A 23,967-nucleotide genomic window follows, 5' to 3' on the forward strand; every position below is an offset into this window, starting at 1 on the left:
TTTGTCAATGATATTTCGGTTTATCATTATGAATCGGCAAGATATAATGAAGTTGTAAGCCATTCATAAAAGTACGGGAGGAAGTCATCAATCAGCGTAGGAACAGACTTTCAAACGTGAATGGAAAGAATGAGAGTGTGAGAGAGAAAGAACGAATGATTTGGTCAGAAGTCGGAATGCTTATGGGCACACTGTCTTTGCTTGACATCATAGTACGCGGACTTGTCCTGAACTGTCCGTTTAGGGAATGGGCCGGAAGCTTGGCGGTTTTCTTCATTATAATCGTTTATTATTGCATCAGAGCAGCTGCATCGGGGATTTTGCTGCCGGCTATTCATTCTGAAGCAGCATTGAAAAAACAAATCAGACGGCAAATGGGAGAAACGCTTGCCGTTGCCGTTATCATTACGCTGATCACCATGTATGACCAAGGAATCCCGCATCACTTTACAGGGTGGCTGAAATTGATTGCATTATTTCTCGTATGTAGCATCTTCATATTTCTGATCCGTTATGTTGCAGTAAGGCTGATTTATAGAAGATCTCGCAAAAAAAGCTGACAAATGAGCCCTGCTTGGTTTCAAGCAGAAGCAGGGACTTGCTTTATATGTTGGCCGATTTTGACCGTGCTTGTGCAATGTATGTATGAGCGGCTAAATCATGTACACTCTGTGAGCGATTTTTAAAGAGAAACAAAAAGTATAACAGCGGGCTCGCGCAATACACGAAGATCGTAAAATAGCGGATAAATGCCTGCTTAAAAGAAATGTTCCCGCGGGACTTTTCATCGGCGACACGCAGCCTGAAAATGAACAGTCCGATCGTTCCTTTCATTTTTGTAAGCGGCATCAGCATCGGATACAGAATAATCATCACAAATTCAGAGATCAGCACGGCCCACAAGGCTTCATCGGTCAGTTTCGCGATATAAAGGATGACTGATACAATGATAATCACATCTAACAGGACAGCCGGAATGCGATAATAGAACTTTCCGGCATCGGGAAGCGGTTCGGATGACTGGACATCCGGTGATTTCCTGAGAACTGCGGTGCCGGCCGCCATATCGTGAACTGCCTGCGCTTTTTCTGTAAAGTGCACCGTAATAAATGGCAGAACAGAGAGAAAGTGAAGAAGGGAAACAAAAAATCTGCCGACAGCTTGCCCGAATGAAATTCTGCTCCCATCATGCGCTTTTACCACCTTCAGTTTAAAGATGTAAGCGCCGATCGTTCCTTCAAGCGGAGTAAGCGGCATCAAAATATAGCAAAGCACAATCAAGCCGGTAAAAATGAAGAAAAAAGAAGTGCTCAGCGGTCTTCCGGCATATAAGGTGATTGGCACAAGCAGAATGAATAGGTACATGAGCAGAAGGTCAACCAAAAAAGCCGCCATCCGTTCACCTATATTTGCATAATTCATGATTCATTATTCTCCTTTCGTACAGTAAAAAGACAACAAATCACATTTTATAGTCAGATTTCCTTTTTTAGAATAGGTATTTATTCCTTTCAGTTGGAAAGAATAAAAAAATAAAACTTTTCTCTTGCAAAAGTTTGTGAAGTATTGCACAATATAAATGTGAAATACTTCACAATATAAAAACAGACACCACGAAACACTGGAGGATGAGCATACATGATGAACGAACGAGTGAACAAAGTAGCATTAATCGGAGCAGGTTTTGTTGGAAGCAGTTATGCATTTGCGCTAATTAACCAAGGGATCACGGATGAGCTTGTGATCATTGATGTAAATAAAGAAAAAGCAATGGGAGATGTCATGGATTTAAACCACGGAAAGGCATTTGCGCCTCATCCGGTAAAAACGTCTTACGGCACATATGAGGATTGCAAGGATTCCGATATTGTGTGCATTTGTGCCGGAGCCAACCAAAAACCGGGCGAAACGAGACTTGAGCTGGTCGAAAAAAATCTCGCCATTTTCAAAAGCATTGTCGGTGAAGTCATGGCAAGCGGATTTGACGGCATCTTCCTCGTTGCCACAAACCCGGTCGATATTCTTACTTATGCGACGTGGAAATTCAGCGGCCTGCCGAAAGAACGCGTCATCGGCAGCGGTACGACACTTGATTCTGCGAGATTCCGTTATATGCTGAGTGAATACTTCGGTGCCGCCCCGCAAAACGTACACGCCCACATTATCGGCGAGCACGGAGATACCGAGCTTCCTGTATGGAGTCACGCCAATATCGGCGGAGTGCCGGTGCAGCAATTACTGGAGAAAAATGCAGCTTACAAGCAGGACGAGCTGGATCAGATCGTTGAAGATGTGAAAAACGCGGCCTACCATATTATTGAGAAAAAAGGCGCGACATATTACGGAGTGGCGATGAGCCTCGCCCGCATCACAAAAGCGATTTTGCGTAATGAAAACAGCATTTTGACCGTCAGCACATATTTGGACGGGCAATACGGAGTCAACGATGTCTTTATCGGCATTCCGGCCGTCGTCAATCGGAACGGCATCGCCGGTGTGACGGAACTTGAGCTGAATGAAACAGAACAGGCTCAATTCAGCCGCAGTGCAAACGTGCTGAAAGATATTCTCGCTCCGCATTTTGCAGAGTAAACACAAAAAAGCAGTACATGATAAACGCCATGTACTGCTTTTTTTAATTCGCTTTTTTCGCCATTTCCTGAGAGGTTTTCACTCTCGCTTTTCCCATAAACAAAACGGTAACGGCTGCAATGACGATCGGCACCAGAGCAAGGGTAAATACATATGTGATGCTTTGCGACATTGCGTCAATAATTTTATCCAGAATCTGCGGCGGAATATGAGCGCGCGTGCCGGCCTGGAAGATTTCCTGGGAATTTCCGATGTTCTGCATCGCGCCGCCCGCTCCTTTCATGCCGCTGAAAGAATCTGTCAGCTTGTTTGTAAATACATTCGTCTGGATGGTTCCGAAAATCGTCACACCGAGCGTCATGCCGAATGATCTTAAGAACGAGTTTGTTGAGTTGGCGCTTCCGCGGTAGCGCGGCTCAAGGTCGTTCATGGACGCTGCCGGCAGCAATGAGAAGTTGAAGCCGACGCCGAATCCGGAGATCAGCATGAATACCGTCAGCATCGTACGCGCCGTATCCGGAGTCATATTCGAAAGCAGCAGCATTCCGATAAAGAAAGCGACCACGGAAATCAGCATCAAATTACGGAACCGCACTTTCGTTTGGAAAATCCCGCCGATCATACTTCCGATAACAGAACCGATCATCATCGGCGTCAAAATAAAGCCCGCGCTCGTCGCGGTGCTGCCGTACACAGCCTGAACGAAAATCGGGATAAACACCGCCAAAATCACAAATGTGGCTCCGTAAAGGAAAGCCAAAATCTGAGCGGTGGCAAATAAACGGTTTTTAAACATCCAAAATGAAATAATCGGTTCTTCCGCTTTTCTTTCCACAATAAAAAAGGCGATAAAGAACACGGCGAACACAGCGAACAGACCGATGATCTGAACGGAGTTCCAATCATATGTTTTTCCGCCGAGCTCAAGAGCGAACATCAGACCGACAATGGAAACCACCAGCGTAATCGCGCCGGCCCAGTCGATTTTCTGCTTCTTGTGCTCAAGTGATTCTTTATAATAACGAAGAATGAAGAACAGTGATAAAATGCCGATCGGCACGTTGATGTAAAACACCCAGTGCCAGCTGATGGAGTCGGTAATGAGCGCGCCTAAAAGCGGCCCGAGAACGCTGGACAGGCCGAAAACGGCACCGAACATACCCGACATTTTTCCGCGTTTTTCCGGCGGAAATAAATCAAAAATAATCGTGAAGGCGATCGGCATCAGCGCGCCTCCGCCGATTCCCTGAATGACGCGGTAAATAATGAGCTGGTCCATTGTTTGGGCGATTCCGCATAATGCGGATCCGATTAAGAAAAGAATAAGACCGAATAAAAAGAAACGTTTCCGTCCGTACATATCGGACAGTTTTCCGTAAATCGGCATACCGGCCATAACGGCTACCATGTATGATGCCGTCACCCACGCGAACTTATCGAAACTTCCGAGGTCCGCCGCGATATTTCCCATCGCAGTGGCAACGATTGTATTATCCATAGCCGACATTAAAATGCCCAGCAAAAGACCGATGACGACAAACTTTGTCGAGGCGTCCTTCGCGGCTGTTTGTTCCATGCTTTTTCCTCCTATACTTACTTTTGACCATTAAATTTGCTATGATCATATTAGATTTGCCGAAAATTATCTTGATCGTCAAGATAAATTGATTTTATAGGGAGGCCTGTCAGTTGTCAACAAGAAATACCAGAAGCGAGACGGAGGAAACCGCCATACAGTTATTCCGGAAGATGGCCACAAGGACAATCCTTTTTCATCAGGCGGCCGCTCAATCTCTCGGTCTGTTTCCGACCGATTTGAAATCAGCTGATATTTTAAATGAAGCAGGCCCGATGACCGCGGGTGAGCTTGGGAAAAAAACCGGCCTCAGCACAGGCTCGGTAACGGCGCTCATTGACCGGCTTGAAAAAGCGGGATATGTCATGAGGAAAAAAGATCCCGAAGACAAACGGCGGGTGATCATTGTGCCGCTGACAGCGGGAAAAGCGAATGTGAAGCAATTGTTCAGCTCCTTATCCCAGTCCACGGTCAGCCTTTGCCGGCAATATAAAGAAGAAGAATTGCATCTGATATTCGATTTTCTCAAAAAAGTGACGGATATTATGGAAGATGAACTTGAGAAATTAAAATAAATAACTAATCAAAGAAGGCCTAACAGAAATTTTCTATTAGGCTTCTTAATATTTTATTCAATCGATATTTTTGAAAATTTTTCTTAGTAAATTGAATTCATTGATGTCTTTGAACGTGTAGTCAGTCTTTCCTGTATTCTGATTAATAGCGACAACCTGTTTGTTGGTTAGACCGTGAAAGATATTATAAGTTTCAAGTTGTTTATTGTGTGATTTAGTATCAGGTTGTTCTTGAGAATTTAACCGTTTGCTTGTATTTTTAAGTTTCGAAAATAAATCAAATTGTTCTTTCGTGAATAATAATTGTCCTGCTTTATTTTTTTTAGGTACAATATTATGTACCTTTGCCCATTTTCTAATATTCCATTGGTCTGTGCCTATTTTTTCGCTGATTTCTCTAGTTGTAAAAAAAATTTTGGAATTATTCATTGGAGCTGGTGTACCGCTCTTATCAATAACAGGTATTTTTTTTGCCAGTTTTTTAAGCTTTATTTTTGTTTCTTTTTTGTTTAACTCTTTAGGGTTATTTGCTAAGAAAAGGTTACACCTTCTATAGTCTAGGAAGTTATCTGAAATAAATGTTACTTGTTGAGTGTTATTAGTTGTTTTTTCATAAAGCCCAAGTATAAAACGTTTTAAGTTTAACTGCTTACCATTACTAAACGTCCGTCGTAACGAAATAAAAACCTCTTTTGTCCCTGCTAAGGCTCCATCTACCTTCAATGCTAGAAACTTGTGGTAGGTCATGTGTATCTATGTATATTTCATTTTGCTCACCAGACTTTTTATGCTTACAAAATATAATAGTTATGTCATTGTCTAGGTTTACGTATTCATTTAACATCATTAAAACTCCTCAAGATTTTTAGTTCGTAACTTTAGTAGCTAACTTGATGGGTAATATTATATATATAAAAGGATCTTAGGACAACCGATATTAAGTTATACTTGATAAAGATTTAAATACTCATTAAAGTTCGAAACTTTAGGTGTTGTTTTTTGCATAGCCCGGCCCATTTATGAATAATTTGTACAAGTTGCATGAATGAGGAGGAAGCCAATGAACATCTTTTTAAGCTACATCGTTCTCGGGCTGTCATTGTCAGCACCTGTCGGCCCGGTCAATGCGGCGCAAATTGACAAAGGCATCAAAAACGGCTTTTGGCATGCATGGATTTTCGGTCTTGGCGCCATGGCGGCAGACGGGCTTTATATGATTCTGATCTATTTCGGGCTGTCTCAATTTTTGACGGCTCCATTTGTTAAAACGTTTTTGTGGCTCTTCGGTTTTTTCGTGCTGACCTATACGGGAGTCGAGACGTAAAAAATTATAAGGGAAGCCATGAATGTCAGAAGCGGAAAAGGAAAACCGGCATTTTACAAAACATTCGGCGCGGGGTTTTTTATTTCTCTTTCCAATCCGCTGAGCATTTTATTTTGGCTCGGCATTTACGGCAGCATTCTCGCCAAAACCGCTGAATCCTTCGATGCGAACCAGCTTTTGATTTACAGCTCCGGGATTCTTCTCGGCATTTTGATCTGGGATTTCTGTATGGCGATCGCCGCGAGCACTTTCAGAAATCTCCTTCATGAAAAAGCGCTTCGCTGGCTGACGGGAGCGGCAGGTGTGTCCTTGATCGTTTTTGGGTTTTATTTCGGATGGCAGGGGATTCAGATGCTCATCTCATAAAGAGAAGAACAGTCACTCATCGCCTATCTCCATCATAACGTATCATGACGATACTGGAGGTGGGCAGATGGCAAGCGTGCTGTACACAAAAAGTTGCCTTGAGGAAAATTTATTGAATCTGCCAAATTGGCAGAGGATCGCTTTTGAGCTACTATCAGAAAAGGTAGGCGATGAAGCGGACACATTTCCGTGCATTCCCGGCCGTCAGGGATTTCTGACAGATCAGCTCCGGATATCCTTCGCGGGTGACCCTCGTGATCGGGAAACCCCGGAGGAAGTGGGACTGCTGCTGTCCGAGTACGGAAAGATCTCAAGGGATACCGGAAGATACGCGTCGCTGCTTGTGATTTTTGATACGCCGGAGGATTTAGCCGAGCACTGTTCCATTGAGGAGTATGAAGAGCTGTTCTGGTCTTTCTTAAAGCGGCTGAGCGGCTGCGACCCGAAAGACTGGCCGGAAGACATGCCGGAAGATCCTGAACATTATAAATGGGAGTTCTGCTTTGACGGCGAGCCGTATTTTATTCTGTGCGCAACGCCTGCGCATGAAGCGAGACAAAGCAGAAGCTTTCCGTTTTTTATGCTGGCGTTTCAGCCAAGATGGGTTTTCGAAGGATTAAACGATTCAACCGTGTTCGGACGCAATATGAGCCGGCTGATCAGAAAACGATTAGAAGCATATGACGAAGCCCCTCTTCATCCCCGATTGGGGTGGTACGGAGGAAAAGACAATTTAGAATGGAAGCAATATTTCCTCCGTGATGATGAGACGCAAGTGTCAAAGTGTCCCTTTTCTTACTTGAAAAGATTGTTTAAACCGACGAAATAAGCAATGATCCGGCAGGGCTGTGTCCCTGCTTTTTTTGTACGATCCATGTCACGATTGCAATGATGGCGAGAAAACAAAGGCTGACCAGAAAACCGGGCCGGCTTGATTTTTCAAACAGCGTGCCGGAGACGGCCGCGATGATCAGCAAGAGGGCGATAAAAATCTGTGTGGTTCCCATCTTTGTCGGTTCGGTCAGTTTCTTGCTTGAGAATAAAATGAACAGCCACGTATAAAGAAGCATCAGACCCGCCGCGGTTGTCATGTGTTCATATATATTTTTCGGCAGCACCAATGACAGTATGATGGAGACGATAAGCCCGGCAAATGTCAATCCGAGCGCAGGCCAGCAGATCTTTTTGTTTTCTTTTAATCTGAAGCATTTCGGCGCGTCTCCGTCATCAGCCATTGTACAGAGCAATGTCGTCACGGCAAACAGCGAGGCGACGAGCGTAGAAAATCCCGCAATAATAAAAATCCCGTTAAAAATATCAAGAATGACATCTAAATGAAAGCCCTTCAGCGACGAAATAAACGGGCTGTCCTGTTCGGTGAATTTGGCGAGCGGGATCAACAGCAGCGCCAGGCCGAGAGAAATAACGTAAATCACCGCAAGAACGATGAGCATCAGTCTGCCTGATTTTGAAGCTTCCTCCGGCTTTTTCAGATGTACGGTCATCAGCCCCAAGACTTCAATTCCTCCGAAAGCGTAAAACGCATAAATCAGCCCCGTCCATAACCCCATCGCTCCGTGCGGGAACAAATCCTTTGTATCATTCGGCACCTGCACATCCGGCTTGTGTGAAAATATACCGCACAGCGCCAAGACGGCGATGACGATAAACATAAAAATCGCCGCCGTTTTTACAACAGCGAGCACATGCTCCGTTTTTTGAAAAACGGACAACCCCGTAAAAATAATCAAAAGACCGAGCACCGCATAGATGGAGGCGAAGATCCACAGCGGCACATTCGGAAACCAATGCTTCGTAAACAGCGAGATCGCTGTCAGCTGGCTCCCTGTGATCAGCATTTCGGACGACCAGTACACCCACCCGTTGCTGAAGCCTGCCCAAGAGCCGAAAGCCTTTCTCGCATAAGCGCAAAAAGACCCCTTTTCGGGCTGCTTAGCCGAAAGCTTCGCGAGCTGCTCAAAGACAAAATAGGTGCCGAGTCCGGCAATCAGAAATGAGATCAGCGCGGAATATCCGCTTTTGACAATAGCGATACTGGACCCGAGAAAGAAGCCCGTCCCGATTGTGCAGCCGACGCCGATTAAGGAGAGCTGCCACCAAGCGAGATTTCCTTTAGGCTGGTCCTGTGATTTACCCATGAAATTCAACCCCTTTATCAAAGCTTAGATTGCGGCCGGCAGAACGGGAATATACATCCAATTAATTGCTTTACATGAAACAAACGGCCGGGGTTCATAATAGAAGAAAAAAGGAGCAGTCTGATGACACAGCAATTTATCGTACCGCCGAAAAAAGGGCTCGGCCTGAAGGTTCACAAAGGGCAGATTATAAAAGTAGTCGATGTGGAAGGACAGCAGGTGGCTGACTTTACGGCCTATCATGCCAAGGACTTTTATGAGCATCTTGATCAGGGTGCGACGATTGATGCCAACCAGTCCATCAATGTGAAAACGGGCGATCATATTTATTCTAATTTATACAAGCCGATGCTGACGCTGATTGAAGATACAGTCGGCAAGCATGACCTGCTGCTCCCCGCCTGCCGCCCGGATATGAACAGGCTTTTATACGGAAAGCATAAAGACGAGCTCCAGGATACGTGCTATGACAATATGAGCGGGGCGCTTGAGCAATTCGGGGTGCCGCGGCCGCATATGCATTATCCTTTCGCCATTTTCATGAACACGGTGCTTGATGAGAAAGGGAACTTGTCAGTCGAAACGCCCCTGTCCGACGCAGGCGATTATGTACGGCTCCGTGCGGAAATGGATCTTGTCGTCGCGTTTTCCTCCTGCCCGATTGAAAAAGGAAAATGCAACGGCGACAGCATCACTGCGCTGCGGGTGGAAATCAGCTGATCCCGGTGTATTTGATTCACTTAAAATCTGCACCTGTGCTATATTTAACAGAGTCGTACATAGTGGCATGATTCATTTCCAGCATGAACGGGAAATGAATCAAAAGAAACAATGCAGGAGGAGTGATTGGGATGAGCATCCAGAAACAAATTATGAATGATCTCCATGTAAAGCCCTCAATTGATCCGAAACAAGAAATTGAGGACAGAGTGAACTTTCTGAAACAATATTTGAAAAAAATAGGTGCCAAAGGCTTTGTGCTCGGCATCAGCGGGGGCCAGGATTCCACGCTTGCGGGACGCCTCGCCCAAATGGCGGCTGAGAGCATCAGAGAGGAAGGCGGAAACGCGGAATTTATCGCCGTACGTCTTCCGCACGGCACACAGCAGGATGAGGATGACGCTCAAATGGCGCTCAAATTCATTAAGCCTGATAAATCATGGACGTATGATATTAAGCCCGCTGTCAGCGCGTTCGCCGATCAGTACAAAAAAGAAACCGGCGATCAGCTGTCTGACTTTAACAAAGGAAATGTAAAAGCAAGAATGAGAATGATCGCTCAATATGCCGTCGGCGGACAAGAGGGGCTGCTTGTCATCGGAACTGACCATGCGGCTGAGGCTGTGACCGGCTTCTTCACGAAATACGGTGATGGCGGAGCTGATCTGCTGCCGCTTACGGGCCTGACGAAACGCCAGGGCAGACGTTTATTAGAAGAGCTCGGCGCGCCGGAACGCCTGTATTTAAAATTACCGACGGCTGATCTGCTCGATGACAAACCGCAGCAGACTGACGAGACCGAACTTGGCATCACATACAATGACATTGATGACTATTTAGAAGGCAAGGACGTTTCTTCTGAAGTAATTGAGGCGCTGGAAAAACGCTACCTCAGTTCGGAGCATAAGCGCCAGGTGCCTGCATCGATGTTTGATGATTGGTGGAAATAGAAATAAAAAACCTCCCTTTTGAAAGGGAGGTTTTTATTTCTTATGAAAGCAGTGTTTCATCTCATTCAGAGATTCTTTAATATGCACTTCAGCATGACGACCGAAGTATTCGAGTGACACGAATCCGCCGTATTGCCTGTTCATCAGTTCATTCAGCAAGGGTTCCTGCTGTAAATCACCTTGCAGCACAGGCACCGGCTTGCTGAGATACCAGTTGTCAAAGTTCCAATGATAGTTTTTTAAGTGAATATGGCTGACGGTATGATACAGTTTTTCCAAAGCGGTCATTTGGTCAATGTGATTGACGTGAAGGTTGGAGCCGTCAAAAATGATGCGGACCCGCGGATGTCCGACATCCTCTAAAAATGCCAGCGCCGCCTCCGGTGTATCCGCGTACGTATCGTAATGAATCTCAAGCCCGATATCGACTTCATAACTGTCAGCGAGCCGTGCCGCCTCCTGAAATTGATCAACCGCACGCTCCCACTTTTCCGGTGACGTCCGGTGCGAAGCCAGATTGCCCGCAAAGACTCTGATCAAGGGGCTGTGAAGCTGCCGTGCCGCGCTTAATGCTCTTTGAACATCTTTTAATGCCTGCCTTTCATCCTGAGAGACGAAGTCAGTGTACAAGCTGACAGCCGGCACCTCGATGCCCTCCTCCTGAAGCTGCTGATCGAGCCTGTCGAGCGGGCCGATTTCCTTAATATATTGTTTGATGTGGCCGTACCACAGTTCGATGCCGTCAAAGGAGTGCTCCTTCGCGAAAGAAATGACGTCGAGAATATGCTTTTTTTTAGACCCCGTCGTGCAAAAGCTCAGTTTCATCGGTAATCCTCCCGTTAACTGTCTATCATATGTGTACTTTTCCCCGGGTACGATACGGATAAACAGATGAAAAGGGTAAACACTTTTTTTATGAGGGAGGTTCACCTGCATCATTCGCACATAAATAGTTTAGTGCTTTTTTGCGTCAAAGTATTAAATAATTGCCCGAAGTGTTGTACAATGGATGTCATTCGAGTAAGGGGGAGAAGCCATTGAAAAATGAAACGGAGCTGACGGACTTCAGTCCCATCCGCAATAAACCGACTCGCGCTCGTTATGTGATACTGGTTCTTTTGTTTTTTATCACTGCGATTAATTATATAGACCGTGCCAGTGTATCCATCGCCGCCCCGTCCATTCAGACATCGCTGCATATAAGCCCCGCGCTCTTGGGCGTCGTATTTTCCGCGTTCAGCTGGACCTATACGGGAATGCAGATTCCGGGCGGACTCATTCTGGACAAATTCGGGTCAAAACGGACGTACGGAATTTCATTATTTGTCTGGTCGGTTTTCACGGGAGTACAGGCTTTTGCAGCCAGTTTCGGATTTTTATTCGGCTGCCGCCTGATTATCGGGCTGGCTGAATCGCCTGCGTTTCCCGCAAACAACCGGATTGTCACGACGTGGTTTCCAAGGCGTGAACGCGCCTTTGCGACGGGTGTTTATACGGCGGGGGAATATGTCGGGCTCGCATTCGCCACACCGGTATTATTCTGGATTTTGACGGCATTTGACTGGCGCGCCGTCTTTATTTCTTCGGGGGCGCTCGGGCTTATTTTCTCCATTTTTCTGGTTTAAGATGTATCAGGAGCCGAACCGGTATCGGAAAGTGAATCGGGAGGAGCTTGATTATATTAAAGAAGGAGGCGGACTGACAGAGGTGTCTGAATCAGCCGGCAGGATCACGTGGGCGGATTTCGTCCAGCTTCTTAAGTACCGCAAGCTTGTCGGCTTGTATATCGGCCAATTCGCCGTAGCCTCCACGCTGTTCTTCTTTTTGACATGGTTTCCGACTTATCTGGCGGAGGCAAAGCATATGGCCTTCTTAAAAGTCGGCTTCGCCGCATCAATCCCGTATATCGCTGCCTTCTTCGGCGTATTGTTCGGCGGATTTTGGTCTGACGGCATGATGAAACGGGGCGTGTCGGTGAACGTTGCCCGGAAAACGCCTGTCATCCTCGGTCTTCTGCTGACAGGCACCATCGTTCTCGCGAATTTTACGGATTCTTCTCCTGCGGTTTTGACGATTCTATCCATTGCTTCTTTCGCGCAGGGCATGTCCAATATATCCTGGACAATGCTGAGTGAGGTGGCGCCGAGCGAGACAATCGGATTGGCAGGGGGCGTGTTTAACTTTTTCGCCAATATGGCCGGTATCATCACACCGCTTATCATCGGGTTTATCGTCTCCGCGACCGGTTCATATAACGGAGCGATTCTGTTTGTCGGCGCTGTCGCTTTTATCGGGGCGTTTTCTTATATTTTCATTGTCGGAAAGGTCGAACGCATTACGCTCCGATAGAAAGAAAAACTCATCTCTTCTTGTTGGGATGGGTTTTCTTTCATTGATTATCTCTATATTTCAATATTGAATTATCATATAATAAACATAACTTTTTCATTCCTTAGGAGGATTTCGCCGAAGATGAACGCAAAACGTGCCATTCCCGTAAGAGAAAGAAATATCGTACTGATCGGATTCATGGGTGTCGGAAAGACAACAATCGGCCAGCTGGTCGCTAAAAAATTATACAGAGATTTCATTGATATTGATCTGCAGATTGAGAAAGATTTCAATATGTCCATTCCCGAAATGTTTGAGAAAAAGGGTGAAGCCTTTTTCAGACAGACTGAAAAGGATTATATATTAGATATTTGCCGCAATACGAAATTCAAGATCGTGTCGCTTGGGGGCGGTTCGTTTAAACAAGAGGAAATCAGGCAATGCTGCCTTGAAAACTGTCTCGTGCTCCATCTTGATTTGTCATGGGAGAATTGGAAGCAGCGGGCTGACCTGCTGATTGAAAGCCGTCCGGTTCTGCATAACCGTTCCATGGAGGAAATGCAGCAGCTCTTTAACGAGCGCCAAAGCATCTATGATAAACATAATTCAAAAGTCGCGACGGATAATCTGGAACCTGAAGAAATTGCCGATTATATCGTCGAAACGTTAAAAATCGGCTGGGACCTGTATCAGCCGATGTAAAAAGAGCCGTGACGCTGTGAGCGCACGGCCGTTTTTCTATTTTAAACAAACGTTTGATAAAAAGTGAATGCGCCCGCCGATTATTTATAAAAATGTTTAGAAAATAAGTGTGAAATCGTGTTAAGATAGAGTCAGAAAATTAAATCTTATAAAACAAAGGGGAATAATCGGATATGCAATTATACGACTTGCCGCTTGACCAACTGCAAACCTATAAACCAAATAAAACCGCACCTCATGACTTTGCGGATTTTTGGGCATCATCATTACATGAGCTTGCAAAGGAAAAGGCAAAGCCTGAATTGACGCCTGAAAGCTATCCGGCTGACGGCGTTAAAGTATTCCGGCTGAAATACCGGAGCTTCGGCAAGGCGGAAATTGAGGGATGGTACGCCGTTCCCGACCGAAAAGGACCGCATCCGGCCATCGTGAAATATCACGGCTACAACGCGAGCTATGACGGGGACATCCATGATATCGTGAATTGGGCGCTGCACGGATATGCTGCGTTCGGCATGCTTGTCCGCGGCCAGCACAGCAGCACAGATACAAGCGTCTCACCGCACGGACACGTTCCCGGCTGGATGACGAAAGGAATTTTAGATAAAGATACATATTATTACCGCGGAGTGTACTTGGACGCCGTACGGGCTCTGGAAGTCATCAGCGGCTTTGACGAAGTCGATGAAACGAGAATCGCCGTTATCGGCGGGAGTCAGGGAGGCGGGCTTTCAATCGCCGCGGCGGCACTATCCGACATTCCGAGAGCGGTTGCAGCCGATTATCCTTACTTAAGCAATTTTGAGCGGGCGATTGATGTCGCTCTTGATGAGCCGTATCTTGAGATTAACTCCTTTTTCAGAAAAAACGGCAGCCCGGAGACAGAGAAGACCGCGATGAATACACTGGCCTATTTTGATATCATGAATCTGGCAGACCGCGTAAAGGCTCCGGTTCTCATGTCCATCGGACTGATTGACCGCGTGACTCCGCCGTCTACGGTATTTGCCGCTTACAATCATTTAGAAACAGAAAAAGAATTGAAGGTTTACCGGTATTTCGGCCATGAGTACATACCTTCTTTCCATACGGAAAAGCTGGCCTTTCTGAAAGCGCATCTGAAAGGCTGATAAAAGCGAAAAGCCCAAGTTTTACATTTGGGCTTTTTTCATGAATGATGACGGAAAAGGACGGATACAAATGAAACAAAGGATCATCGAAGAATTAAAACGAATTGAGGCACAGCACGACGTTAAGGTGCTTTACGCCGTAGAATCGGGAAGCCGCGCATGGGGATTTCCGTCAAGCGACAGCGACTACGATGTACGGTTTCTCTATGTGCCGAAAAAAGAATGGTACTTTTCCATTGAACCGCATAGGGATGTCATAGAAGAGCCGATCCATGACATGCTTGACATCAGCGGCTGGGAATTGAGAAAAGCGCTGCGGCTCTTTAAAAAATCAAATCCGCCTCTTTTGGAATGGCTCTCTTCTGAGATGATCTATTACGAAGCTTTCTCGGCGGCTGAAAAGCTCCGAAAACTGAAAACCCGCGCCTTCTCGCCCGAAGCCGGCATCCATCATTATCTCAATATGGCAAAACGGAATGAAAAAACGGAACTGCGGGGCGGTGAAGTGAAGATTAAAAAGTACTTTTATGTCCTGCGGCCTCTCCTCGCCTGCAGGTGGATTGAAACGTTCAGCTCCGTGCCTCCGATGTCTTTTCCCGTACTGGCGGATGCCCTATTGACGGATGAATCGCTCATTTCTGAAATCAATTCTTTGCTTACAAGGAAAAAAAGCGGTCAGGAACTGGCTCCGGAACCCAAAAATACGATCATTCACGCGTTTATAGAAGAGGAAATAGAACGCATCGGGCTATATGCCAAAACGATAAAAACGCCGAAATCCGATATAACGGAAGAATTGAATCAGCTATTGATTCAGACCGTCGAAGAGGCGTGGGAGCAAAAAGACGGAAATTGACGATTTCTGTCATTTCCGTCCGCCTTTTTTCGGCATAAACCGCCTGCTCTCTAAGAAGCTGATTGTGGTAAAACCACAAAAATTTATCAGAATCTTTGTATTTTTAGAATATTGTGAGAGGATGTTTTGTCCATTTACAATAGACTCATACAAATACTTCTTAGATTGCGGGGTGTTAAGGTTGGAAGTGATTACAAGAGATTTTTTCTTATTTTTGTCCAAGAGCAGCTTTCTCAATAAGATGGCGAGAAACTGGGGAAGCCGCGTGGCAGCCGGCAAAATCATCGGAGGAATGGATTTCCGCAGTTCTATCCCGACAATCCGACATTTGAACAGCCAGGGGCTGTCTGTTACTGTCGATCATTTAGGGGAATTTGTCAACAGCGGTGATGTTGCAAAGGAGCGCACCGAGGAGTGCATGCAGACCATCGCTTTAATCGCTGATGAACAGCTGAATTCCCAAGTGTCATTAAAAATGACGTCTTTAGGTCTTGATATAGATCTCGATCTCGTCTATGAAAATATGACGAAAATCCTCCAGACAGCGGAAAAACATAAAGTCATGGTGACGATTGACATGGAGGATGAAACGAGATGCCAGAAAACGCTGGATATCTTTAAAGACTTCCGAAGCCGGTATGAATACGTAAGCACCGTGGTACAGGCTTATCTGTACAGAACGGAGAAGGATCTTGATGACCTTGGCCCGCTGAACCCGTTTCTGCGCCTTGTCAAAGGAGCCTATAAAGAATCGGAAAAGGTGGCCTATCCTGAAAAAAGCGACGTAGATGAAAATTATAAAAAACTCATCCGCAAACAGCTTTTAAAAGGACATTATACGGCAATTGCCACGCATGACGACAAGATGATCGATTTTACAAAGCAGCTTGTCAAAGAGCACGGCATTCCGAACGACCGCTTTGAGTTTCAGATGCTGTACGGCATGCGCTCGCAAACCCAGCTCAGCCTTGTGGAAGAAGGATACAACATGAGAGTCTACCTGCCTTACGGCGATGACTGGTACGGCTATTTCATGAGACGGCTCGCTGAACGCCCCTCAAACATCGCATTCGCCTTTAAAGGAATGACAAAGAAGTAAAAAAAGGGAGAGATGACAATGACTACACCTTATAAACACGAACCATTCACGAATTTCCAAGATCAATCAAACGTTGAAGAATTCAAGAAAGCGCTTGCGACTGTAAACGAATATCTGGGAAAAGATTATCCGCTCGTCATCAACGGTGAAAAAGTAGAGACGGAAGCAAAAATCGTATCCATTAACCCTGCAGACAAAGAAGAAGTCGTCGGAAAAGTGTCAAAGGCATCTCAGGAGCATGCCGAGCAGGCAATCGAAGCAGCCGCTAAAGCGTTTGAGGAATGGAGATACACATCCCCTGAGGAAAGAGCGGCCGTTCTGTTCCGCGCGGCTGCCAAAGTCCGCCGCAGAAAGCACGAATTCTCCGCCCTGCTCGTCAAGGAAGCGGGAAAGCCTTGGAACGAAGCTGATGCGGATACGGCGGAAGCCATCGACTTTATGGAATACTACGCGCGCCAGATGGTTGAATTGGCAAAAGGCAAGCCGGTCAACAGCCACGAAGGCGAAAAGAACCAATATGTCTACACACCGACAGGCGTAACGGTCGTCATTCCGCCATGGAACTTCCTCTTTGCAATTATGGCGGGAACGACAGTGGCACCGATTGTAACGGGCAACACGGTCGTTCTTAAACCGGCAAGCGCGACACCTGTCATCGCGGCAAAATTCGTAGAAGTGCTTGAAGAATCAGGCCTTCCGAAGGGCGTTGTCAACTTTGTGCCGGGAAGCGGAGCGGAAGTGGGAGACTATCTCGTCGATCACCCGAAAACAAGCATCATTACGTTTACGGGATCACGTGAAGTCGGTACGAGAATTTTCGAACGCGCGGCAAAAGTGCAGCCGGGGCAGCAGCATCTGAAACGCGTCATTGCTGAAATGGGCGGTAAAGATACGGTTGTTGTTGACGAGGATGCGGACATTGAATTGGCGGCACAATCCATTTTCACATCAGCATTCGGCTTTGCGGGACAAAAATGTTCTGCCGGATCCCGTGCGGTTGTGCATGAAAAAGTATACGATGCCGTTCTTGAGCGTGTCATCGAAATCACTGAATCAAAAGTGACGGCAAGCCCTGACAGCGCTGACGTGTATATGGGCCCTGTCATCGACCAAGGCTCTTACGACAAAATCATGAGCTACATTGAAATCGGAAAAGAAGAAGGCCGTTTAGTCAGCGGCGGCACCGGAGATGATTCAAAAGGCTACTTCATCAAGCCGACGATCTTCGCTGACCTTGATCCGAAAGCCAGACTCATGCAGGAAGAGATTTTCGGTCCGGTCGTCGCGTTTTCTAAAGTGTCAAACTTTGATGAAGCGCTGGAAGTGGCAAACAATACCGAATATGGTTTGACAGGAGCGGTTATCACAAACAACCGCAAACATATTGAACGGGCGAAACAGGAGTTCCATGTCGGCAACCTGTACTTCAACCGCAATTGTACGGGAGCGATTGTCGGCTACCATCCGTTCGGAGGCTTCAAAATGTCCGGAACGGATTCAAAAGCGGGCGGCCCGGATTACTTGGCCCTTCACATGCAGGCGAAAACAATCAGTGAAATGTTTTAAGCGGGACTGAATGGGCACCTCCTCGCGGGGGGTGTCCATTTCACCATAAACATATAAAACGGAGGAGGAAATGCCATAGCAAACATTCAGTTGATTATTTCCATTTGTATTTATATGGCGGGAATGCTGTTTATCGGTTATTACGCCTACAGACGGACGTCAAATCTGACGGATTATATGCTCGGGGGGCGTTCTTTAGGCCCTGCCGTGACAGCGCTCAGCGCGGGAGCGGCGGATATGAGCGGATGGCTCTTAATGGGGCTTCCGGGCGCCATGTTTTCAACGGGGCTAAGCGGCGCTTGGATTGTCATCGGACTTGTGCTCGGAGCATGGGCGAACTGGCTTTTCGTGGCACCGAGACTGAGAACGTATACCGAAAAAGCGGGAAATTCCATTACCATTCCGGGTTTCCTTGAAAATCGTTTCGGCGATCACACGAAGCTTCTCAGGCTGTTTTCGGGTCTTGTCATTCTCGTTTTTTTCACATTTTACGTATCATCCGGCATGGTATCCGGAGGCGTCTTATTCAAAAGCATTTTAGGATTGAATTACCACACGGGGCTGTGGGTCGTGACAGGCGTCGTTGTCGCCTACACCTTGTTCGGAGGCTTTTTGGCGGTAAGCTGGACGGACTTTGTCCAAGGGATCATTATGTTTGCGGCGCTTATTCTCGTGCCGATTGTGACAATTTTTCATACGGGCGGCCCGGGAGAAACCGTTGCCGATATCCGTTCAGTCAACCCGGAACTGTTTAATATGTTCAAAGGAACGACCGTTCTAGGCATTATTTCTTTATTTGCGTGGGGGCTCGGCTATTTCGGTCAGCCGCATATTATTGTGCGCTTTATGGCGATCACATCTGTGAAAGAGATCAAACGCGCCAGACGGATCGGAATGGGATGGATGATTTTATCTGCACTCGGCGCTCTGTTTACGGGGCTCGCGGGAATCGCGTATTACCATCAGCGCGGATTGAAGCTGGCTGATCCGGAAACCATTTTTATTCAGCTCGGCAATATTCTGTTCCACCCGATTATTACGGGATTTCTCATTTCTGCGATTTTGGCTGCCATTATGAGTACGATTTCGTCTCAGCTGCTCGTTACGTCCAGTTCTTTAGTGGAAGACTTGTATAAATCCATGTTCAGGCGTTCGGCTTCTGATAAGGAACTCGTATTTCTGGGGAGAATGGCAGTACTTGCGGTGTCCATCATCGCATTGGTGCTCGCATGGGAGAAAAACAACACGATACTTGGCCTTGTCAGCTATGCATGGGCGGGATTCGGCGCTTCATTCGGGCCGGTCGTACTGCTCAGTTTATTTTGGAAACGGATGACGAAATGGGGGGCACTCGCCGGCATGATTGCGGGAGCGATTACCGTAATCATTTGGGCGAATGCCGGTCTTTCAGGCTTTTTGTACGAAATCATTCCGGGCTTTGCTGTAAGCCTTGCTGCTGTATTTGTCGTCAGCTTATTGACACAGGCTCCGTCAAAAGATGTCACAGATCAGTTTCATGAGTACCGTGATACACTTTCTCAATAAAAGCAAAGAACGAGAGGAAGAAGGGACCGCCCTTTTTCCTCTTTTCATGATACAGGCCTCCGGATAATACTATTTTGGGAATATATGAATTTTTTTCTATACAAAAAGTCACCCCGCAGAGTATGATAAAGATAAAAAGAGCATAGGAGAAATAGGTATGGAAGAGCTTTTAGAGAGAGTTTTTTCATTTACGGACATTGATAAATTAATTGATTTCATCAGTTATGAATTGCAGAAGCCCGTCATTCTGGAAAGCGCGGATTTCTTTTTGCTTGCCTATAATTCTTATTACATTAATCACTTCGACTCCGCCAACCAGCAGACGATCTTCTCAAAAAAATGCCCCGTGCAGATTTTTGAAAGGTTTCTGAAGGACGGGGTAATCGAAAAACTGAAAACCGTTCCTGAACCGTTCCGTGTTGAAAAAATAGACAGTATCGGCCTGAATCAGAGAGTGGTTGTAAGCGCTAAACATAAAGGGGAAGTGATGGGTTACATCTGGATTCAGGAGCTCGACCGCAACCTGACGGACGAAGAGCTCAACTTTTTATATGAAACATCATTTCATGTCGGGAAAATCATCCATAAAACGAACCGGGTGAAACAGGAAAAGGAAGAGAGAGCGGAAGACCTTGTGAAGCGGGCGATTTTTCAGCAATTCTCCTCTGAAAAGGAGTTCAGGCGGGAGGCAGAAAAGATGAACGCCGTGCTGCCGTCGGTCTTTTCAGTAGTCGTCCTCCATGCCGCAAATGGAGATGGGGAGGCAGTCGAAGATGTGAAGGAAAATATCAAATCGTACTTGAATTTGCGAGATAAAGTGAGTCATGTTTTAACCATCGATTCCAATATTGTCATCGTCGTCGCAAGCTTCTCGCAAAAAAGCTCCGGCACTTCGGCAGCATCTGAATTCATCCACAAACTGCTGACTCATTTTCACTTTCAGAAGATCCCCACTCCAATTTATATCGGAATCGGCAATGAATACAGCAGCATCCTGAAGCTCGGCAAAAGTTATATAGAAGCCCTTGAAGTTATAAAGGCTGCCGAAATTACCGGGAACCAGGAAAATATCCCGTATGAATACAGTAAGCTCGGGATTTACCGTTATCTTGAAAGCATCGAAGAAAAAAACGCCTCACTGGAATATGTAAACTATGATTTAGCTTTATTAAAAGCCAAAGACAGAGAAAGCAGTACCGAACTGCTGAAAACATTAGAAATCTATCTCCTCAATAACTGCAAAACAAAACCAGCCGCAGAACAGCTTTTTATTCATCAAAACACATTGAACTACCGTATCAAACAGATTCTTGACATGACTTCAATTGATTTAAACGACTTCAGAACAAGGTGTCAGCTGTATCTCGATATTATGCTGATGAAAAAGAAATAGAAAAGAAACCAGTCGCCGTACTGGTTTCAGCTTTAATCCCTCCCGCCTGTCAACTCTCACTGAACCGCGCTTGTGAATCTCTCCTTTTCCGTGATGAGAAATGAATAAACACCGCTCCCCGATGTATGTTATACTTTTTATTGATATTGATTCTCAATTAAAACTTTTTAAGTATAGATATAAACGGGAGGCAGAATAATGGCGGAAAATCATGAGGTGTATGACGTCACGATTATAGGCGGAGGCCCGGTCGGCCTGTTTGCGGCTTTTTATTGCGGGATGCGCGAGCTGAAAACGAAGGTGATCGAGTTTTTGCCGCGGCTCGGAGGGAAAGTGTCTATGTTTTTCCCTGAAAAAATCATCCGTGACATCGGCGGAATACCGGGGATCACCGGGGAACAGCTGATTAAGCAGTTGAAGGAGCAGGCGGCGACATTTGAGCCGGATATCGTGTTGAATCAGCGGGTGACCGGATTTGAACGGCTGGAGGACGGAACCATTGTGCTGGAAAGTGCCGAAGGGGAAAAGCACTATACACGCACCGTGATCTTGGCGGTCGGCATGGGGACGCTGGAGGTCAATGAACTTAACAGTGCGGATGCGAGCCGATATTCAGGGAAGAACCTTCATTATAAAGTGGAGAAGCTGGATGCGTTTCAAGGTAAGCATGTCGTGATTTCCGGAGGGGGAGATACCGCGGTTGACTGGGCGAATGAGCTGGAACCGATTGCGGCGTCTGTTACCGTTTTGCACCGCCGTGAGGAGTTCGGCGGCTTGGAAAGCAGCGTCGCGAAAATGAAGCGGTCTTCCGTGCGGGTGCTTGCGCCGTATCGTTTGAAGCATATTAACGGCACAGGAGAACGGATCGAAAGCGTCACCGTTTGCCAAACTGAGTCCGGCCTTTCTGAAGACATCAAGCTTGATGAGCTCATTATCAACCACGGGTTTAAAATTGATCTCGGTGCGATGAAGGATTGGGGGCTTGAGATTGAAGAAGGCAGAATTAAAGCTGACAGACATATGCGGACGAACCTTCCGGGGGTGTTTGTTGCCGGTGACGCTGCGTATTATGAAAGCAAACTCAGATTGATAGCCGGCGGTTTCACTGAGGGGCCGACCGCCGTCAACAGCGCCAAAGCATATTTGGACCCGCAGGCGGATCATATGGCGATGTATTCAACTCATCATAAAAAATTGGTGACACAATAAAAAGGGACTGACCTCCGCTGTTGGGCCGGGGGTCAGATAAAGCGCATCAGCTGTGAAGGAGCACTTCTTTCATTTCATTTCGTATAAACGCAAATAATTGTTCCTGATTTTTCACGGCGGTAAATCCGTAACCGGCGGGCACGTCTTCGCCCATGCAGACGACAGGAGGGCGGTTTGCCGACGGGTTCGGTGATATGCCGATCTCTTTTCCCGCGCTGATCAAATGCTGAGCGGCTTCTTTGTCCGGACAGATAATCATTTGCAGAGGGGACTCACTGATCGTGCGTTCGATCATGGAAGTGAACCGCTCATCTGCAATATGTTCATGGGTGACATAAAACGGGCATGATTCTGAGTCTGGCATGTTTACTGCCGCTTGACGGCTCCCTACAATGAGTGAATGCGGAGAATCACTTTGATATTCTGATAGGAGGAAGCCCCGTTTTTCAAGTTCCTTCTGTGCCGCTTCAGTCGCTGCATTCAGGTTTGCGGTCACCCGGCGGATGTCGATTTGGTTGAAAGCCAATGTGTCAAAGAATTCACAGACGGCAAGGCGTGATGTGAAAAAGATATGTTCAAAGGTGCCGATCTGTTTTAGGATGGTTTCGTTGACCGGCATTTTTTTAATGATCCGCTTCGGCCATTCGATAACATCGGCGCCATACTCCCGCAGCTTGTCTGTCAATGTATGTTCAGCATCGCCATGGGTGACCACCATGATATGCCGGCCGATGAACGGTTTGCTTTCAAACCAGCTATGTGTTTGAAAATTCACGATATCTCCGATGACAATAATGGCAGGGTTGGTGATTTTACGGCTTTGTACTTTTTCATGGATATCGTGAAGCGTTCCTTTTATGCTCCGCTGCCGCCCCCATGTTCCCCATTGAATGACGAGTACAGGGACGGAAGGGGATTTTCCGTACTCCATAAGCTTCCGGCATATAAATGACAGATTTTTAACGCCCATGTAAAACACAAGCGTTTGAACGCTTCTGGCAAGCCCTTCCCAGTCAAGATTCGGCCTGCCTTGTAATGATTTATCATGAGCGGTAATCATGGCGAAGGACGAAGCGAAATCACGATGGGTGACAGGGACTCCCGCATACATCGGCGCTGCGATTCCCGAGGTGATGCCGGGCACCATTTCGTAGCGGATGCCGTGCTGATGAAGCGCCTCTGCTTCTTCGCCGACTCTGCCGAACACACTTGGATCTCCGCCTTTCAAGCGGACTACGGTGAAGCCCTCCGCCGCTTTTTCAATCAGCAGGGCATTGATCTCCGACTGTTTCATAAAATGGCGGTCGGGCAGCTTTCCGCAATAGATGAACCGGCATTCCGGTGAGGCATATTCAAGAAACTTTGGGTTTGCGAGCCGGTCATACAAAATGATCTCCGCTTTCTCCAGAGCCTGTTTTCCTTTTACGGTGATCAGCCCCGGGTCTCCGGGTCCTGCACCGACAAAATATACGATTCCGTTTTTCATGATGGCTTCATCCCTTCACAATTTAAAAAATGAAGGACCACTTGAAAAAGTGATCCGGTTCTTTGATCAATACAGGAGGTATACATTCTCTCCTTCGATCAATGTATCGTATGTTTTGATACAGCCATGATCCGGCTCTTGGACTTTTCCGTCTTCTAAGGAGATTTTCCAGTCATGCATCGGGCAGAAAACGTATTCTCCGCTGATGATGCCTTCAGCCAGGACGCCGCCTTTATGAGGACAGCGGTTTTCCACGGCTCGGACGCTTCCGTCGGAAAGCTTAAATACGGCAAGCTCTTTATCTTCTACATATACGGTTTTTCCTAATTTCTCAGGTAATTCGTTTAATCTGCCTATGCAAACCTTTGTCATATCTTTATTAACCATG

Annotated in this window: 21 protein-coding genes and 2 pseudogenes; 16 read left to right on the top strand and 7 right to left on the bottom strand. The window is 46.5% G+C overall.

Annotation, left to right across the window (positions count from 1 at the left end; genetic code table 11):
• Positions 1-86 precede the first annotated feature (86 nt).
• On the top strand, positions 87-560 hold the full coding sequence (locus BAMF_RS21825) for a DUF6773 family protein (protein WP_041481593.1): 474 nt from the start codon (positions 87-89) through the stop codon (positions 558-560).
• A gap of 43 nt (positions 561-603) precedes the next feature.
• On the opposite strand, the gene BAMF_RS21830 is transcribed toward BAMF_RS21825, so the two are convergent.
• On the bottom strand, positions 604-1,422 hold the full coding sequence (locus BAMF_RS21830) for an RDD family protein (protein WP_013350941.1): 819 nt from the start codon (positions 1,420-1,422) through the stop codon (positions 604-606).
• A 216-nt stretch (positions 1,423-1,638) separates the two neighbouring features.
• Between BAMF_RS21830 and BAMF_RS21835 the strand changes: the two genes are divergently transcribed.
• The gene (locus BAMF_RS21835; RefSeq protein ID WP_013350942.1) at positions 1,639-2,592 is read left to right on the top strand and encodes an L-lactate dehydrogenase; all 954 of its coding nucleotides are present in this window, start codon (positions 1,639-1,641) and stop codon (positions 2,590-2,592) included.
• 43 nt (positions 2,593-2,635) lie between these two features.
• Here BAMF_RS21835 and BAMF_RS21840 read toward each other — a convergent pair whose 3' ends face one another.
• Entirely contained in the window at positions 2,636-4,168 is a 1,533-nt protein-coding gene (locus BAMF_RS21840; RefSeq protein ID WP_013350943.1) for an MDR family MFS transporter, read from the bottom strand.
• A 113-nt stretch (positions 4,169-4,281) separates the two neighbouring features.
• Between BAMF_RS21840 and BAMF_RS21845 the strand changes: the two genes are divergently transcribed.
• A complete protein-coding gene (locus BAMF_RS21845; RefSeq protein ID WP_013350944.1) occupies positions 4,282-4,743 on the top strand; it encodes a MarR family transcriptional regulator in 462 nt (153 codons plus the stop codon).
• Positions 4,744-4,800: 57 nt separating this feature from the next.
• Here the strand turns inward: BAMF_RS21845 and BAMF_RS21850 are convergent, their stop codons facing one another.
• Positions 4,801-5,466, bottom strand: coding sequence for a MerR family transcriptional regulator (locus tag BAMF_RS21850; RefSeq protein WP_157862695.1), 666 nt, complete (start codon positions 5,464-5,466; stop codon positions 4,801-4,803).
• A 337-nt stretch (positions 5,467-5,803) separates the two neighbouring features.
• Between BAMF_RS21850 and BAMF_RS21855 the strand changes: the two are divergent.
• Positions 5,804-6,433 (top strand): annotated as a pseudogene (locus BAMF_RS21855) (LysE family translocator).
• Between the two features lie 67 nt (positions 6,434-6,500).
• Positions 6,501-7,262 (top strand): YqcI/YcgG family protein, encoded by a 762-nt coding sequence (locus BAMF_RS21860; RefSeq protein WP_013350946.1) that lies wholly within the window; start codon positions 6,501-6,503, stop codon positions 7,260-7,262.
• On the opposite strand, the gene BAMF_RS21865 is transcribed toward BAMF_RS21860, so the two are convergent.
• Complete coding sequence (locus tag BAMF_RS21865; RefSeq protein ID WP_013350947.1) at positions 7,246-8,592, bottom strand: amino acid permease; 1,347 nt, start codon at positions 8,590-8,592, stop codon at positions 7,246-7,248. The two genes, BAMF_RS21860 and BAMF_RS21865, sit on opposite strands and share 17 nt — an antisense overlap.
• 123 nt (positions 8,593-8,715) lie before the next feature.
• Between BAMF_RS21865 and BAMF_RS21870 the strand changes: the two genes are divergently transcribed.
• Together BAMF_RS21870 and nadE are read left to right on the top strand one after the other, a co-directional pair.
• Entirely contained in the window at positions 8,716-9,312 is a 597-nt protein-coding gene (locus BAMF_RS21870; RefSeq protein ID WP_013350948.1) for a DUF1989 domain-containing protein, read from the top strand.
• A 131-nt stretch (positions 9,313-9,443) separates the two neighbouring features.
• A complete protein-coding gene (gene nadE / locus BAMF_RS21875; RefSeq protein WP_013350949.1) occupies positions 9,444-10,262 on the top strand; it encodes an ammonia-dependent NAD(+) synthetase in 819 nt (272 codons plus the stop codon).
• A gap of 33 nt (positions 10,263-10,295) precedes the next feature.
• Here nadE and BAMF_RS21880 read toward each other — a convergent pair whose 3' ends face one another.
• Complete coding sequence (locus BAMF_RS21880; RefSeq protein ID WP_013350950.1) at positions 10,296-11,087, bottom strand: sugar phosphate isomerase/epimerase family protein; 792 nt, start codon at positions 11,085-11,087, stop codon at positions 10,296-10,298.
• 212 nt (positions 11,088-11,299) lie between these two features.
• Between BAMF_RS21880 and BAMF_RS21885 the strand changes: the two are divergent.
• The 9 genes and pseudogenes from BAMF_RS21885 (at position 11,300) to BAMF_RS21925 (ending at position 22,093) form a co-directional block, all read left to right on the top strand.
• Positions 11,300-12,611 (top strand): annotated as a pseudogene (locus BAMF_RS21885) (MFS transporter).
• A gap of 123 nt (positions 12,612-12,734) precedes the next feature.
• Positions 12,735-13,295: a shikimate kinase gene (locus BAMF_RS21890; RefSeq protein ID WP_013350951.1), complete on the top strand. Its 561-nt coding sequence runs from the start codon at positions 12,735-12,737 to the stop codon at positions 13,293-13,295.
• A gap of 173 nt (positions 13,296-13,468) precedes the next feature.
• Entirely contained in the window at positions 13,469-14,425 is a 957-nt protein-coding gene (gene cah / locus BAMF_RS21895) for a cephalosporin C deacetylase (protein WP_013350952.1), read from the top strand.
• A 70-nt stretch (positions 14,426-14,495) separates the two neighbouring features.
• Positions 14,496-15,281 carry a nucleotidyltransferase domain-containing protein gene (locus tag BAMF_RS21900; protein ID WP_013350953.1) on the top strand — a complete coding sequence of 262 codons (786 nt, stop codon included), beginning with the start codon at positions 14,496-14,498 and terminating at the stop codon, positions 15,279-15,281.
• A 187-nt stretch (positions 15,282-15,468) separates the two neighbouring features.
• Complete coding sequence (locus tag BAMF_RS21905) at positions 15,469-16,380, top strand: proline dehydrogenase family protein (RefSeq protein WP_088030667.1); 912 nt, start codon at positions 15,469-15,471, stop codon at positions 16,378-16,380.
• 18 nt (positions 16,381-16,398) lie between these two features.
• Positions 16,399-17,946 carry an L-glutamate gamma-semialdehyde dehydrogenase gene (gene pruA, locus BAMF_RS21910; protein ID WP_013350955.1) on the top strand — a complete coding sequence of 516 codons (1,548 nt, stop codon included), beginning with the start codon at positions 16,399-16,401 and terminating at the stop codon, positions 17,944-17,946.
• Positions 17,947-18,069: 123 nt separating this feature from the next.
• Positions 18,070-19,491, top strand: a complete 1,422-nt coding sequence (gene putP, locus BAMF_RS21915) for a sodium/proline symporter PutP (protein ID WP_232469724.1) — start codon at positions 18,070-18,072, stop codon at positions 19,489-19,491.
• A 157-nt stretch (positions 19,492-19,648) separates the two neighbouring features.
• On the top strand, positions 19,649-20,884 hold the full coding sequence (locus BAMF_RS21920; RefSeq protein ID WP_013350957.1) for a PucR family transcriptional regulator: 1,236 nt from the start codon (positions 19,649-19,651) through the stop codon (positions 20,882-20,884).
• Positions 20,885-21,082: 198 nt separating this feature from the next.
• Positions 21,083-22,093: an NAD(P)/FAD-dependent oxidoreductase gene (locus tag BAMF_RS21925; protein ID WP_013350958.1), complete on the top strand. Its 1,011-nt coding sequence runs from the start codon at positions 21,083-21,085 to the stop codon at positions 22,091-22,093.
• Positions 22,094-22,139: 46 nt separating this feature from the next.
• On the opposite strand, the gene cobA is transcribed toward BAMF_RS21925, so the two are convergent.
• Together cobA and nirD are read right to left on the bottom strand one after the other, a co-directional pair.
• Complete coding sequence (gene cobA / locus BAMF_RS21930) at positions 22,140-23,579, bottom strand: uroporphyrinogen-III C-methyltransferase (protein WP_013350959.1); 1,440 nt, start codon at positions 23,577-23,579, stop codon at positions 22,140-22,142.
• A 66-nt stretch (positions 23,580-23,645) separates the two neighbouring features.
• Entirely contained in the window at positions 23,646-23,966 is a 321-nt protein-coding gene (gene nirD, locus BAMF_RS21935) for a nitrite reductase small subunit NirD (RefSeq protein ID WP_013350960.1), read from the bottom strand.
• Position 23,967 lies beyond the last annotated feature (1 nt).

It is taken from the genome of Bacillus amyloliquefaciens DSM 7 = ATCC 23350 (assembly GCF_000196735.1).
GTDB lineage: Bacteria > Bacillota > Bacilli > Bacillales > Bacillaceae > Bacillus > Bacillus amyloliquefaciens.